The organism is Pseudomonas graminis, from assembly GCF_013201545.1.
Taxonomy (GTDB): Bacteria; Pseudomonadota; Gammaproteobacteria; order Pseudomonadales; family Pseudomonadaceae; genus Aquipseudomonas.
In genome coordinates this window covers 2,759,798-2,773,980 of sequence record NZ_CP053746.1, presented here as the reverse complement: position 1 = coordinate 2,773,980, position 14,183 = coordinate 2,759,798, and the positions used below count along the sequence as shown (strand labels likewise).

General features: G+C 61.2%; 12 protein-coding genes. 5 read left to right on the top strand and 7 right to left on the bottom strand.

Translation table 11 applies throughout. The features are described from left to right. Positions 1 to 201: 201 nt before the first annotated feature. Positions 202 to 1,578 carry a signal recognition particle protein gene (ffh, locus tag FX982_RS12445; RefSeq protein ID WP_172610879.1) on the bottom strand — a complete coding sequence of 459 codons (1,377 nt, stop codon included), beginning with the start codon at positions 1,576 to 1,578 and terminating at the stop codon, positions 202 to 204. A gap of 290 nt (positions 1,579 to 1,868) precedes the next feature. Here ffh and FX982_RS12440 point away from each other — a divergent pair, with 290 nt between their 5' ends. From FX982_RS12440 to FX982_RS12430, 3 genes are all read left to right on the top strand, one after another. Continuing rightward, complete coding sequence (locus FX982_RS12440) at positions 1,869 to 2,681, top strand: cytochrome C assembly family protein (RefSeq protein WP_122623423.1); 813 nt, start codon at positions 1,869 to 1,871, stop codon at positions 2,679 to 2,681. Positions 2,682 to 2,693: 12 nt separating this feature from the next. Continuing rightward, entirely contained in the window at positions 2,694 to 3,932 is a 1,239-nt protein-coding gene (locus tag FX982_RS12435; protein WP_172610877.1) for a CNNM domain-containing protein, read from the top strand. Positions 3,933 to 4,233: 301 nt separating this feature from the next. Next, entirely contained in the window at positions 4,234 to 5,556 is a 1,323-nt protein-coding gene (locus FX982_RS12430) for an MFS transporter (RefSeq protein ID WP_172610876.1), read from the top strand. A gap of 80 nt (positions 5,557 to 5,636) precedes the next feature. Here FX982_RS12430 and purT read toward each other — a convergent pair whose 3' ends face one another. The 4 genes from purT to FX982_RS12410 all read right to left on the bottom strand — a co-directional run bounded on the left by purT (position 5,637) and on the right by FX982_RS12410 (position 8,383). Beyond that, positions 5,637 to 6,818, bottom strand: a complete 1,182-nt coding sequence (gene purT, locus FX982_RS12425; protein ID WP_172610874.1) for a formate-dependent phosphoribosylglycinamide formyltransferase — start codon at positions 6,816 to 6,818, stop codon at positions 5,637 to 5,639. Between the two features lie 117 nt (positions 6,819 to 6,935). After that, positions 6,936 to 7,199: a DUF1289 domain-containing protein gene (locus FX982_RS12420; protein ID WP_172610873.1), complete on the bottom strand. Its 264-nt coding sequence runs from the start codon at positions 7,197 to 7,199 to the stop codon at positions 6,936 to 6,938. Next, positions 7,199 to 7,723, bottom strand: a complete 525-nt coding sequence (locus FX982_RS12415; protein WP_172610871.1) for a gamma carbonic anhydrase family protein — start codon at positions 7,721 to 7,723, stop codon at positions 7,199 to 7,201. Before FX982_RS12415 ends, FX982_RS12420 begins: the two co-directional genes overlap by 1 nt. A 48-nt stretch (positions 7,724 to 7,771) precedes the next feature. Beyond that, a complete protein-coding gene (locus tag FX982_RS12410) occupies positions 7,772 to 8,383 on the bottom strand; it encodes a CoA pyrophosphatase (RefSeq protein ID WP_172610869.1) in 612 nt (203 codons plus the stop codon). 154 nt (positions 8,384 to 8,537) lie between these two features. On the opposite strand from FX982_RS12410, the gene FX982_RS12405 reads away from it, so the two are divergent. Both FX982_RS12405 and FX982_RS12400 read left to right on the top strand, forming a co-directional pair. Continuing rightward, on the top strand, positions 8,538 to 9,089 hold the full coding sequence (locus tag FX982_RS12405; RefSeq protein WP_172610868.1) for an NUDIX hydrolase: 552 nt from the start codon (positions 8,538 to 8,540) through the stop codon (positions 9,087 to 9,089). A 50-nt stretch (positions 9,090 to 9,139) separates the two neighbouring features. After that, positions 9,140 to 9,703: a L,D-transpeptidase family protein gene (locus tag FX982_RS12400; RefSeq protein WP_074892288.1), complete on the top strand. Its 564-nt coding sequence runs from the start codon at positions 9,140 to 9,142 to the stop codon at positions 9,701 to 9,703. Positions 9,704 to 9,757: 54 nt separating this feature from the next. Here the strand turns inward: FX982_RS12400 and FX982_RS12395 are convergent, their stop codons facing one another. Further along, on the bottom strand, positions 9,758 to 10,069 hold the full coding sequence (locus FX982_RS12395) for a Nif3-like dinuclear metal center hexameric protein (RefSeq protein WP_172610866.1): 312 nt from the start codon (positions 10,067 to 10,069) through the stop codon (positions 9,758 to 9,760). A gap of 6 nt (positions 10,070 to 10,075) precedes the next feature. After that, entirely contained in the window at positions 10,076 to 13,975 is a 3,900-nt protein-coding gene (purL, locus tag FX982_RS12390; protein WP_172610864.1) for a phosphoribosylformylglycinamidine synthase, read from the bottom strand. Positions 13,976 to 14,183 lie beyond the last annotated feature (208 nt).

Below are 14,183 nucleotides of genomic sequence, written 5' to 3'. Positions count from 1 at the left end.
CGGGCATGGGTGCCCGAAAGGCCGCATATTCTAAGGAATATCCGGATTTTTGCAAATGACTTTTTCCGGCGTACGCCGTCGGGCCATCTAGATCTGCCATGGAGCCGTCAGCGATGACGGCGTTGAGTGCCTGCCTGAGCAAGCCACCGGGACGGTCGCCCCAATGAAGAACGCGCGGGAATAGCGCCCGCGCGTTGCGATTTACATTTTGGGCATACCGCCGCCGGGCAACATTCCGCCCATGCCGCGCATCATTTTGGCCATGCCGCCCTTGGTCGAAAACTTCTTCATCATCTTCTGCATCTGTTTGTGTTGCTTGATCAGACGACCGATGTCCTGCACCTGGGTCCCCGAACCCATGGCGATGCGGCGCTTGCGTGAACCGCTGATCAGCTCAGGGTCGCGACGCTCGGCCGGGGTCATCGAGTTGATGATGGCTTCCATCTGCTTGAACTGCTTTTCGGCGGCGTTTTGTGCGTTGCCCATCTGCGACAGGTTGACGCCGCCGATGCTTGGCAGTTTGTCCATGAGCCCGCCCAGGCCGCCCATGTTCTTCATTTGCTGCAGCTGGTCGCGGAAGTCTTCGAGGTCGAAGCCTTTGCCCTTCTTCAGCTTCTTGGCCAGTTTGTCGGCCTTGTCCTTGTCGAGAGTCTGTTCAGCCTGCTCGATCAGGCTGAGAACGTCGCCCATCCCGAGAATGCGCGATGCGATACGGTCCGGATGGAATGGCTCCAGCGCCTCGCTCTTCTCGCCCATACCGATGAACTTGATCGGCTTGCCGGTGATGGCGCGCACCGACAGCGCAGCACCGCCACGGGCGTCGCCGTCAACCTTGGTCAGGATCACGCCGGTCAGCGGCAGCGCATCACCGAACGCCTTGGCCGTGTTGGCGGCATCCTGGCCGGTCATGGCGTCGACGACGAACAGCGTCTCGGCCGGCTTGACCGCCGCATGCAGCGCCTGAATCTCGCCCATCATCTCGGCATCAATGTGCAGACGACCGGCGGTGTCGAGGATCACGACATCGATGAACTTGAGCTTGGCTTCTTTAATAGCCGCTTCGGCAATGTCGACCGGCTTCTGGCTGATGTCGGACGGGAAGAACGTCACGCCGATGTCGTTGGCCAGTGTTTCCAACTGCTTGATCGCGGCCGGACGATAGACGTCCGCCGACACCAGCATCACGGTTTTCTTTTTGCGTTCTTTCAGGAATCGGGCGAGCTTGCCGGCAGTGGTGGTCTTGCCCGCACCTTGCAGACCGGCCATCAGAATGACCGCAGGCGGCGTGACGTTGAGGGTCAGCTCTTCGTTGGCCGCCCCCATCATCTCTTCCAGCTCGGCCTGGACGATCTTCACGAACGCCTGGCCCGGCGTCAGGCTGCGCGACACCTCGGTGCCGACGGCGCGTTCCTTGATGCGATTGACGAAGTCTTTGACAACCGGCAGGGCGACGTCGGCTTCAAGCAGCGCCATACGCACTTCACGCAGTGTGTCCTTGATGTTGTCCTCGGTCAGCTTGGCCTTGCCAGTGACCTGGCGCAGCGTCTGCGAGAGACGATCTGTCAGATTTTCAAACATGCGTGATCCTTTGGGTTCGTGCTGAACCCCGATTGATGCGGCCCGGCCCGTAGCGGCCGTTCAGTCGGCTGCCGAAATCGCGACGCCTGCTCTTTACAGCATCGCTATTGATAATAGTGACGCTATAAAAGCGGCTGAAACAGCGATCGGCAAGCCTGTGGCTTGAGCAGGTCGCGGATTATAGCGAAGACTCCGGCGCACGGACACCACGGCGTCTGCTTCTGTAGTCTTTCGTGAAATGCGCGTTTTATGCCAAACTCACCGGCTTTCGGGCATGCCCAACAGGATCTATGTTCCCTTTGTCACCGAGTTTGCTCTTCAGCCTCGCCGCCGCTGTCTTCTACGCCGCTGCGACCGTCTACCAGGGTATGCGCCTGCGCCAGGGCCAGAAGGCCGACAAATGGCTGCTGTGCCTGATCGGCACCCTTGCCGTCGCCTGCCAGGCCAGTGCGCTTTTCGGCCAACTGGTGCGCCCTATCGGCCTGGGTCTGGACTTTTTCAGTGCCGCCAGCCTGATCGCTGTTTCAGTCATCATCGTGACCATGCTCGCGTGCATTCGCCTGCCGGTGGAAATCCTCCTGATTCTCCTCTTCCCACTGGGCCTGCTCACGACCCTGATGGCGCAGTTCGCGCCTTCCGGCACACTGCAGCCGATCATTGAAGAACACGGCATTATCAGCCACATCCTGTTGTCGATTCTCGCCTACGGGATGTTCACCATCGCGGTCTTCCAGTCCTTGCTCCTGTTGCTGCAGGATCATCAACTGAAAAACAAGCATCCCCTTGGCCTGATCAAAAGCTTCCCGCCGCTGCAAACCATGGAAAGCCTGCTCTTCGGTTTTCTCTGGGCCGGCTGGGTGTTGCTGTCGATGTCGCTGATTTCCGGCTGGTTGTTCGTCGAAAACCTCTTTGCCCAGCATCTGGTGCATAAAACCTTGCTGTCGATTCTCGCGTGGATCGTCTTCAGTGTGCTGCTCTGGGGCCGCCATCATCTGGGCTGGCGGGGTCACAAAGCGATTCGCTGGACACTGGGTGGATTTCTGCTGTTGATGCTGGCCTACTTCGGCAGCAAGCTCGTTCGTGAATACATTCTGCATATCTGACGAGCGCTGATCATGGACAACCTGCCGGTCGGCACAATGCTTACGCTCCTGGCCCTGCTGACGCTCTGGTCGGGGCTGTTCAGCGCGGTCGAGGCTGCGCACCACAATCTTCGGGCGATGCCGGTCAATCCCCGCTCCAACGAGCCACTGAAGCCGGTGCTCGCGTTCAACCTCAACAGCCTTATCCTCGGCAATACGCTGCTCAAAACGCTGATTACCGTCCTCGCCACTCTTCTTGCCATCGGGCACTGGTATTTCCACGGGCCGCTGATTGCCTGGCTGGGTGTTGCCAGCGTGCTGGTCGTGATAACCGAGTTCATCCCGCGAAAGCTGGCGGCGCGTCGCCCCGAATCCATTCTGCTGCTGGGCAACAACGTGCTGCGTATCCCGGTTCGGCTGTTGCAGCCGCTGACCTGGATCTACAAGAACATCGCCAAAACGCTGTTGCGCCCTTTTCTGTCAAAGCGTCGGCCTGACACCCACGATGACGAAGACGACACGCACCCGACGGTCTATCAGGACAACGAAAGCCAGTATGGCCGCGCCCATGTGATCTCCGGGATTTACGCGCTGGATCGCATGACTGTGAACGATATCCTCGTGCCGCGCAGCGAAGTCGACGGCATTAACCTCGACGACACCATTGAGGAGATCGTCGACAAGCTGATCATTTCCCGCCACACCCGTCTGCCCGTTTACCACAACGACATCAATCAGGTGGAAGGCGTGCTCAACACGCGGATGATCAGCCACCTGCTCCCGCGCAACGAGCTGACCAAAGAGGCGCTGCAGGCCGCCTGTTACGAACCGTACTTCGTACCAGAGAGCACGCCGCTGCAGATGCAGTTGCTCAACTTCCACAAGCAGCAGCGGCGCATGGGCGTGGTGGTCGATGAATACGGCGAGGTGCTGGGCATCGTCAGCCTTGAGGACATTCTTGAAGAGATCGTGGGCGAGTTCGAAAGCGAGCAAGCCCTCGATAACCCGCACATCCACCCGCAGCCTGACGGGCGGCTGGTGATCGACGGCGCGGCGTCGATTCGCGATCTGAATAAAAGCCTCGCCTGGCATCTGCCCTCCGATGGCCCTAAAACCCTCAACGGGCTGATCACCGAAGCGCTGGAGACAATCCCTAACAGCGCGGTCTGCCTGAAGATCGGGCCCTACCGCCTGGAAATCCTCGAGACCGAAGACAACCGCGTCAGCCGGGCGTTGGTGTGGTTGAACACCCGCACCAAAGACGTGATCTGAGAAGGCAGGCGGCGCCCTGAAACACTTGTTTCCGCGCCAATCCCCTTCCTATAATCGATCCGCTTACCCAGCCCCGCCGATCCGCGTGCTACCCGCACAATGCGCGATCCGGCCAGTCACACAGCCTGACCGCTCACGCGACACCCTGGCCTTCGCTCCCATCCCGAGCACGCCACGCGCCTTGCCCGCATCCGGGCTAGTCTGTTCAGCGCTGGACCAAAAAAACAATTAACGATTGCCGCAGCGCGCGTACGAATCTTCGTTTCCCGCTGACAGGCGATACGACTGCCAGGGATTTCCCATGACCACGACTTCTGCCTGTCCAACCCGTGACGAGAGCGAGGCCCGCCCCGCCAACTCTGCGGCCCGCGTCGCCACGGCCAGCTTCATCGGTACCGCCATCGAGTTCTATGATTTCTACGTGTACGCCACCGCCGCCGCGCTGGTGATCGGGCCGGTGTTCTTCCCACAAACGTCCAGTACCGCACAGATGCTCTCGGCGTTTCTGACATTCGGGATCGCCTTTCTCGCACGTCCGTTGGGCTCGGCGCTGTTCGGTCACTTCGGTGACCGTGTCGGCCGCAAATCGACATTGGTGGCCTCGCTACTGCTCATGGGCGTCTGCACCACGCTGATTGGCGTACTGCCGGGTTACGACGCCATCGGGTCGTGGGCGCCGATCCTGCTCTGCGTACTGCGCTTCGGCCAAGGCCTTGGACTGGGCGGCGAATGGGGCGGGGCCGCATTACTGGCGACCGAGAACGCCCCCAAGGGCAAACGGGCGTGGTTCGGCATGTTCCCGCAGCTGGGCCCATCGATCGGCTTCCTCGCGGCAAACGGGCTGTTTCTGACCCTGGCGATGACGCTGGATGACGAGCAATTCCGCTCCTGGGGCTGGCGCGTGCCGTTTCTGCTCAGCGCCGTGCTGGTGATCATTGGCTTGTATGTGCGCCTGAAGCTTGAGGAAACGCCTGTTTTCGCCAAGGCCATCGCCCGCCATGAGCGTGTGAAATTGCCGATTGCCGAGCTGTTCGGTCAATACTGGAAACCGATGCTGCTGGGCGCGGCGTCGATGGTGGTGTGCTACGCGCTGTTCTATATCTCCACCGTCTTCTCGCTGAGCTATGGCGTAAAAACCCTGGGTTACAGCCGCGAGTCGTTCCTCGCGATGCTGTGTTTTGCGGTGCTGTTCATGGCCCTGGCGACACCGCTTTCCGCGTTGGCAAGTGATCGATTTGGTCGCAAGCCGGTGCTGGTCATCGGCGGCGTGCTGGCGATCCTGTCGGGCTTCCTGATGGAGCCCTTGCTGACCCACGGCACGACCTGGGCGGTGACGCTGTTCCTGTCGATCGAGCTGTTCCTGATGGGCGTCACCTTTGCGCCGATGGGGGCGATGTTGCCGGAGCTTTTTCCGACGCGTGTGCGGTATACCGGCGCGTCGGCGGCCTACAACATCGGAGGTATCGTCGGTGCCTCGGTCGCGCCTTTCTTCGCGCAGAAGCTGGTGGAAATGGGTGGCCTGAGCTGGGTCGGTGGGTATGTCTCGGCGGCGGCACTGATCAGCGTGATCGCCGTGCTGTGCCTGAAAGAAACCCGGCACGCGGACCTGGATACGATTGCCTGAGCAAACCGGACATCGACGGTGCGTGATCGCGAAACAAAAACGGCGCCCCTGAAGGCGCCGTTTCTTATTCAGCGTGACGCTTACAACTGAACCTTCACCGCCATCGACGCGCGAGTGGCCTTGCGACGGGCAGCTTCGATCGACTCGTCGCGCGCCAGGGCAACGCCCATGCGGCGCTGTCCATTGACCTCGGGCTTGCCGAACAGGCGCAGCGCGGTGTCCGGTTCGCTCAAGGCCTGCTCCAGGTTGGCGAACGCCGTCTGGGTCGACTGGCCTTCTACCAGAATCACCGCCGACGCCGATGGCCCGAACTGGCGAATCAACGGAATCGGCAGACCGAGAATGGCGCGGGCGTGCAGGGCGAACTGCGACAGGTCCTGAGAGATCAGCGTGACCAGACCGGTGTCGTGGGGGCGTGGCGAGACTTCACTGAACCAGACCTGATCGCCCTTGATGAACAACTCGACGCCGAACAGACCGCGGCCACCCAGCGCCTCGGTCACCGCTTTGGCGACGCGCTCGGACTCGGCCAATGCCACCGGGCTCATGGCCTGGGGCTGCCACGATTCCTGATAATCGCCCTTCTCCTGACGATGGCCAACCGGCGCACAAAAGGTCGTGCCGCCGACGTGACGCACGGTCAGCAAAGTGATTTCGTAATCGAAATCAATGAAACCTTCGATGATCACCCGACCTTTGCCGGCACGACCGCCTTCCTGGGCATAATCCCAGGCCTTCTGGATATCCGCGTCGGTTTTCAGCAGGCTCTGGCCTTTGCCCGACGAGCTCATCACCGGCTTGACCACGCACGGGAAGCCGAGGTCTTCGACGGCTTTTTTGTAGTCCTCGAAGGTGTCGGCGAAGTGGTAGGGCGAGGTCGGCAGGTCCAGTTCTTCAGCGGCCAGACGACGAATACCTTCGCGGTTCATGGTCAACTGCGCGGCACGGGCCGTCGGAATGACCGTGAAGCCTTCGGACTCCAGTTCCACCAGGGTCGCGGTGGCAATGGCTTCGATTTCCGGGACGATGTAATGGGGCTTCTCGGACTCGATGACCGCACGCAAGGCGGCGCCGTCGAGCATATTGATCACGTGGCTGCGGTGCGCGACCTGCATCGCCGGAGCGTTGGCGTAACGGTCGACGGCAATCACTTCAACGCCAAGGCGTTGCAGCTCGATCACCACTTCCTTGCCAAGCTCGCCGCAACCGCAGAGCAAAACGCGGGTCGCGGTCGGCGACAGTGGAGTTCCGATTTGAGTCATCTCAGGTCCTCGTGGAGCAGGTCGAGGGTCGCTCGGCGTGTGCAAGCAACCGCAGGTAGAAAGGCGCGCAATTTAACATGAAGGCCGGGAAATGGGATGCAGCGGCGCGGGCTTGATTCACCGCCGAGGGCTGTTGCCACTGACTTGAAACATCATCCCGCCGGCCCTCGCCCTTTCATCACAGGCGATCAAGACAGCGCGGCGTTGCTGATTGTCCATTCGGCTCCAGCCGGTGATCTCAGCCACGGTGCGCTGGCAACCCGTGCAGATGTCGGCGTCGTCCAGTGCGCAAATGCTCACACAGGGCGAGCGGACCGGCTTTTCATGGATCGGCGCTTCATCGACGGGTGCTGCATGGATGGGGGGTTTGGCGCTGGACATCAATCTTCCTGTGGGGCCAGGTCACGCGCGTAGCGTTGGGCGTTCTGGACGTAGTGGGCGGCGCTGGCGTCAAGCATCTGCTTCTGGGCATCTGTCAGCTCGCGGACGATTTTGCCGGGCGAACCCATGACCAGCGAACCGTCAGGGATGACTTTGCCTTCGCCGATCAGCGAATTCGCGCCGATGATGCAATGTTTGCCAATCTGCGCGCCGTTCAGGATGACTGAGTTGATGCCGATGAGCGTGCCGTCACCCACGCTGCAACCATGCAGCATCGCGTTGTGCCCGATGGTGACATTGCGGCCAATGGTCAGCGGCGACCCCATGTCGGTGTGCATCACCGTGCCGTCCTGCACGTTGCTGTTCTCGCCGATGTCGATCAGCTCGTTGTCGCCACGCAACACAGCGCCAAACCAGACGCTGGCATTGGCCTGCAAACGCACATTGCCGATGACGGTGGCTGTCGGCGCGATCCAGCTGCTGGCGTGCGCATCGACGCGGGCGTCGCCCAGACGGTATTTCATGGTTTGCTCCTCATGGCTCAGTCCTCATGCTCGGGCGGCGGCTGCGGGTCAGGATTTCAGCGTGTGGATGATCGATCGTTTGGGCGGCTCGTTAAGGTCGATGCCGCTGTCGAAAAGCAGGTTCATCAGTTCGACGATCATGATCGCGGTCAGGCCCCAGATCTTGTACTCCCCAAAGCGATAACTCGGCACGTACCAGCTGCGCCCTTCATAGTCGATGCGATGGGTGTGTTCGCGCGCATCCTGACGGAAGAAGTCCAGTGGCACGCTGAACACGGCCGCGATTTCGCCATCGTTGGGTGTGTATTCGACGAAATCAGGAATAACGCCGACATAGGGCGTCACCCTTATACCGTGTTTGGAGATCAACGGACTCAGGGGACCGACCACTTCGACGAGACCAGGCGGCAAACCGATCTCCTCCTGGGCTTCGCGCAGCGCCGTGAAGATCAGGTCCGGGTCTTCCGGATCACGCCGCCCGCCCGGGAAGGCCACCTCGCCGCCGTGGGTCGACAGGCCACTGGCGCGCAGCGTCAGCACCAGTTCAGGTTCTGCGTTGCGGGTAATGGGTAGAAGCACGGCGGCCTCGGGGAAGCGCGCGTCCGTTTCCAGCATCACCGGCGTGTAGCTGCTCATACGGTGAAGTAGCTCATCCAGCATGGGAATTCTCGATCGGTTGCCTGCCCGGCATCATGCACCAAAGCGACGACGCGCCCAAGTCTTGTAGGACAACCCCGCGCGCGCAAGACGCCTCTTGCCGTCCACCCGCGCTACAGCTCAAGATAGCCGCTGCCAACAGGAACCCGATTCGATCATGAAATTCTGCAGCAACTGCGGCAAACAGGTCATCCAGCGTATTCCCGAGGGCGACAGCCGCCTGCGTTACGTGTGTGAACATTGCGACACCATTCACTACCAGAACCCCAACATCGTGGCCGGCGTCGTGCCGGTGTGGGGCGAAAAGGTGTTGCTGTGCCGTCGAGCCATCGAGCCACGAATGGGCTACTGGACGCTGCCCGCAGGGTTCATGGAAAACGGCGAAAGCGTCGAGCAGGCCGCCCGCCGGGAAACCCTTGAAGAGGCGTGTGCAGAGGTCGAGGACCTGCAGCTGTATTCGATGATCGACGTGCCGCACATCAATCAGGTGCATATCTTCTACCGCTCGAATCTGGTCAAACCGGAGTACGCTGCCGGTATCGAAAGCCTTGAAGTGAAGTTGTTCGACGAAGCGGATATCCCGTGGTCGGAGCTGGCGTTCAATACGGTCAGGCGAACCCTGGAGTGTTTTTTCCGCGACCGGCGGCATCAAGATTTCCAGGTACGCACCGATTGTCTGTCTGTCACACCGCCGCTCAAGACCCTTTGATCGAAACGATGATGCGCGATTGCCGCGCAGGCTTCAGGGATACCCTTTTCATGCGTTGGTTGCTTGCCGTTTTATGCCTGTCGGTGGTGCCGCTGTCCCAGGCTGCGTTCACTCAGACCATCGTGCCCAAAGGCAGCGAACAGAAGTTCGTTGGCGGGAAGGTCGTCGACACCCAGAACATCGCGGACCGCACCATCGATAAGGTGCTGGTCCTCAAATCCGCACATCAGTTGCAGCTGATCAGCCGTGGCGAGGCGCTGAAGACCTACCGGATATCACTGGGCAAGGCGCCCAACGGACCCAAGCTGCAGGAAGGCGACCAGCGCACGCCGGAGGGTTTCTACTGGCTCGATTGGCGCAAGACCAGCGACGCCTACAACCTGTCGATGCACATTTCCTACCCCAACATTTCCGATGCCGCACGCGCCCGCCGCGAAGGCGTGAAACCGGGCAGCATGATCATGATTCACGGCACGCCGATCAACGACGATTACCCGGAGTGGTATTTCCACACGCTTGACTGGACGAACGGCTGCATTGCCATGCGCAACAGCGACATTCGCGAGGTGTGGGATCTGGTGAAGGACGGCACGATGATAGAGATTCGGCCGTAAGATTTTGCGGGGGTGATGCAGATCGCTCCAATCTCGAGCCATGCTGCAGGGAAGCTAGATATCTTCCAGCTTCCAGACATCGTAAGCCGGTACTTCATAGGGATGACTGTTCTTCAGCGCAGCAACCGCCTGCCTGATCAGCTCATCTGACACGACAAGCTCGACCTTCCATTCCTGAACCTGCTCGACCTCGCCTGCCTGCCCGATGAACGGCTGACTGCCGTCCAGCGGACGAAACTGGCCTTGCCCGAGCACCTGCCATGAGCAGCAGTCATACGCGCCGATTCGCCCCGCACCGGCGGCGAACAACGCGTTTTTGACCTGCTCCACATGGCTCGGTGGCACAAAGAAGGCCAGCTTGTACATCAGCTATCAGTCCACCCAAACGCGCGCATTGCGGAACATGCGCATCCACGCGCCATCCTCTTCCCACTCATCCGGGCGCCACGAGTTGGTCACGGCGCGGAACACGCGCTCGGGGTGCGGCATCATGATCGTCACGCGACCGTCGAGGGTGGTGAGACCCGCGATACCACGGGGCGAACCGTTCGGGTTGGCCGGATAGGTTTCGGTGACCTTGCCGTGGTTGTCGACGAAACGCACGGCAACAGTGCCGGACAGATCGGTTTCAATCAGCAACTCAGGGGTCTTGAACTCAGCGTGACCTTCACCGTGGGCAATGGCGATCGGCATGTGCGAGCCGGCCATGCCTTGCAGGAAGATCGACGCCGACTTCTGGATTTCGACCATCGCCACGCGCGCTTCAAACTGCTCCGAGCGGTTGCGCACAAAGTGCGGCCAGAACTCGCTGCCCGGGATCAGCTCGCTCAGGTTGGACATCATCTGGCAACCGTTGCAAACGCCCAGCGCGAAGCTGTCGCTGCGGGCGAAGAAGCCCTGGAACGCATCCCGTGCACGGCTGTTGAACAACGCCGACTTGGCCCAGCCTTCGCCGGCACCCAGCACGTCGCCGTAGGAGAAACCACCGCACGCCACCAGACCTTTGAAGTCGTTGAGGTCGACGCGACCGGCGAGGATGTCGCTCATGTGCACGTCAACCGAGGCGAAGCCGGCTCGGTCAAACGCAGCCGCCATTTCAACCTGACCGTTGACGCCCTGCTCACGCAGCACCGCCACTTGTGGGCGCACGCCCTTCTTGATGTAAGGCGCAGCGATGTCGTCGTTGACGTCGTAGCCCAGCTTCACGTTCAGGCCCGGGTTGTCTTCTTCCAGCAGCGCATCGAATTCCTGATCGGCGCAATCGGCGTTATCACGCAGGCGCTGGATCTGATAGCTGGTTTCGCTCCACTGACGCTGCAGCAGGCGACGATCGCCTTTGAACACGGTGTCGCCGCTCAGGCTGATGATGACATCGCTGTTGTTGATCGGCTTGCCGATCACCGCAACGCAATCTTCGCCCAGGCCGGCAGCGCTGAACTGTGCGAGCACGAGCGGCGTGGCGTCCTGGCGAACCTGGATCACCGCACCCAGCTCTTCGTTGAAGAGAATGGCTGCGACTTTTTCGCGCTTGGCAGTCAGCGTGTCGAGTTCGAGGTTCAGGCCACAATGGCCTGCGAACGCCATTTCAAGCACGGTCGCCATCAAGCCCCCGTCGGAACGGTCGTGATAGGCCAGCAGGTGGTCGTCGGCGTTCAGGCCCTGGATCACGGCGAAGAAAGCTTTCAGGTCTTCAGCGTCATCGACGTCCGGCGCAACGCTGCCGAGCTTGCCGTGGGTCTGGGCGAGAATCGACGCGCCCATGCGGTTCTGGCCACGGCCCAGGTCGATCAGGATCAGATCGGTCAGGCCCTTGTCCATGCGCAGTTGCGGGGTCAAAGTCTTGCGAATGTCGGTGACCGGCGCGAAACCGGTCACGATCAGCGACAGCGGCGAGGTCACGGTTTTCTCGGTGCCCTCATCGCTCCAGCGGGTCTTCATGGACATTGAGTCCTTGCCCACCGGAATGGTAATGCCCAGCTCGGGGCACAGCTCCATGCCCACGGCTTTCACGGTGTCGTACAGACGCGCGTCTTCGCCCGGGTGGCCGGCAGCGGACATCCAGTTGGCGGACAGCTTGATGTCGGAAAGCTTGCCGATGCTCGACGCTGCGATATTGGTCAGGGTCTCGCCAATCGCCATGCGGCCGGAAGCCGGAGCGTCCAGCAACGCCAGCGGAGTGCGCTCGCCCATCGCCATGGCTTCGCCGGTGTACACATCAAAACTGGTTGCCGTGACGGCGACGTCCGCCACCGGCACTTGCCACGGGCCAACCATTTGGTCGCGATTGACCATACCGGTGATGCTGCGGTCGCCAATGGTAATAAGGAAGCTTTTGCTCGCCACGGCCGGGTGATGCAGCACGCGCTGCACGCTTTCTTCGATGTCGAGGGTGCCCGGATCGAAGTCGTCGCCCAGCTCTGTTTCACGCTCGGCCGACCGGTGCATGCGCGGGGCCTTGCCCAGCAGCACTTCCAGCGGCATGTCGACAGGGCTGTTGCCGAAGTGACTGTCGGTGACGGTCAGTTGCGGCTCTTCAGTCGCCTCACCTACGACCGCAAACGGGCAACGCTCACGTTCGCAGATCGCTTTGAACCGTTCGAAGTCAGGGGCGCTGACGGCCAGGACGTAACGTTCCTGGGACTCGTTGCTCCAGATTTCCAGCGGGGCCATGCCCGGCTCGTCGTTCGGCACGTTGCGCAGCTCGAAGCGGCCACCGCGACCGCCGTCGTTCACCAGTTCCGGGAAAGCGTTGGACAGACCGCCCGCGCCGACGTCATGGATGAACGCGATAGGGTTGGCGTCGCCCAGCTGCCAGCAGCGGTCGATGACCTCCTGGCAACGGCGTTCCATTTCCGGGTTTTCACGCTGCACCGAGGCAAAATCCAGGTCAGCCGAGCTGGTGCCCGTCGCCATGGAAGAAGCCGCGCCGCCGCCCAGACCGATCAGCATCGCCGGGCCGCCGAGCACGATCAGCTTGGCGCCAACGGTGATTTCGGCTTTCTGCACGTGCTCTTCGCGGATGTTGCCCATGCCGCCAGCGAGCATGATCGGCTTGTGGTAGCCGCGAACTTCATCGCCGTGTGGCGTGCTGATCGACTGCTCGAAGGTACGGAAATAACCGGTCAGCGCCGGGCGACCGAACTCATTGTTGAACGCCGCGCCACCCAGCGGGCCTTCGATCATGATGTCCAGCGGCGTCACGATGCGCTCGGGTTTGCCATACGGCTTTTCCCAAGGCTGCTCGAAACCCGGAATGTTCAGGTTGGACACCGTAAAACCGGTGAGGCCGGCTTTCGGCTTGGCACCACGGCCGGTCGCGCCCTCGTCGCGGATCTCGCCGCCGGAACCGGTGGCTGCGCCCGGAAACGGAGCGATCGCCGTCGGGTGGTTGTGGGTTTCGACCTTCATCAGAATGTGCACCGGCTCCTGAACAGCACCATACTCGCGGCTTTCAGGATTCGGGAAGAAGCGGCCGGCCACGCTGCCGACGATCACCGAGGCGTTGTCCTTATAAGCGGACAGCACGCCTTCGTTGTGCATCTGGTAGGTGTTCTTGATCATGCCGAACAGGCTTTTTTCCTGGCTCTGGCCGTCGATATCCCAACTGGCGTTGAAGATCTTGTGACGGCAGTGCTCGGAGTTGGCCTGCGCGAACATCATCAATTCGATGTCGTGGGGGTTGCGCTTGAGCCCGGTGAACGCGTTCACCAGGTAATCGATTTCGTCTTCGGCCAGGGCCAGACCCAGTTCGACGTTGGCTTTTTCCAGGGCCGCGCGGCCGCCACCCAGTACGTCGATGGCGATCAGCGGCTTGGGCTCAGCGTGGCTGAACAGACTGGCGGCCTCTTCCAGCGCGCCCAGTACGATCTGGGTCATGCGGTCGTGTAGCGCGTCGGCGATCAGCTGTGCGTCGGCGTCGCTGAACTGGCCTTCTACATAAAAGGCAATGCCGCGCTCAAGGCGCTGGATCTTGGTCAGGCTGCAATTGCGCGCGATGTCGGTGGCCTTGCTCGACCATGGCGAAATGGTGCCGAAACGCGGGAGGACCAGGAACAGGCGGCCCGCAGGCTCCTGAACCGGTACGCTCGGGCCGTATTTCAGCAGGCGGGCAAGCACTTGCTGCTCGTCTTCGGTCAGGACGCCATTGACCTCAGCGAAGTGGGCGAATTCAGCGTACAGGCCACTGACAGCCGGAACTTTATCGTTCAGCTGCGCAAGTAATTTCTTGTGGCGGAAGGCGGAAAGGGCGGGAGCACCACGCAGGATCAACATCGTCGGGACAGCCTCGGGAAGGGGTGTGCTTTGAGGCCGTGCATTCTAGCCTAATCAGTCTGCGTCGGCACCCGAAACCACGGCATGGGATGCACCCGAATGTCGGCTCCGGGCGCTTGCCTGCGCCGGAAGGTAAAAATTCCTCGGCTCTATCAGACGGGACCCGCGCTGTCGAGATATGGCGGTATGGCTCCTTTGCGTATACTGC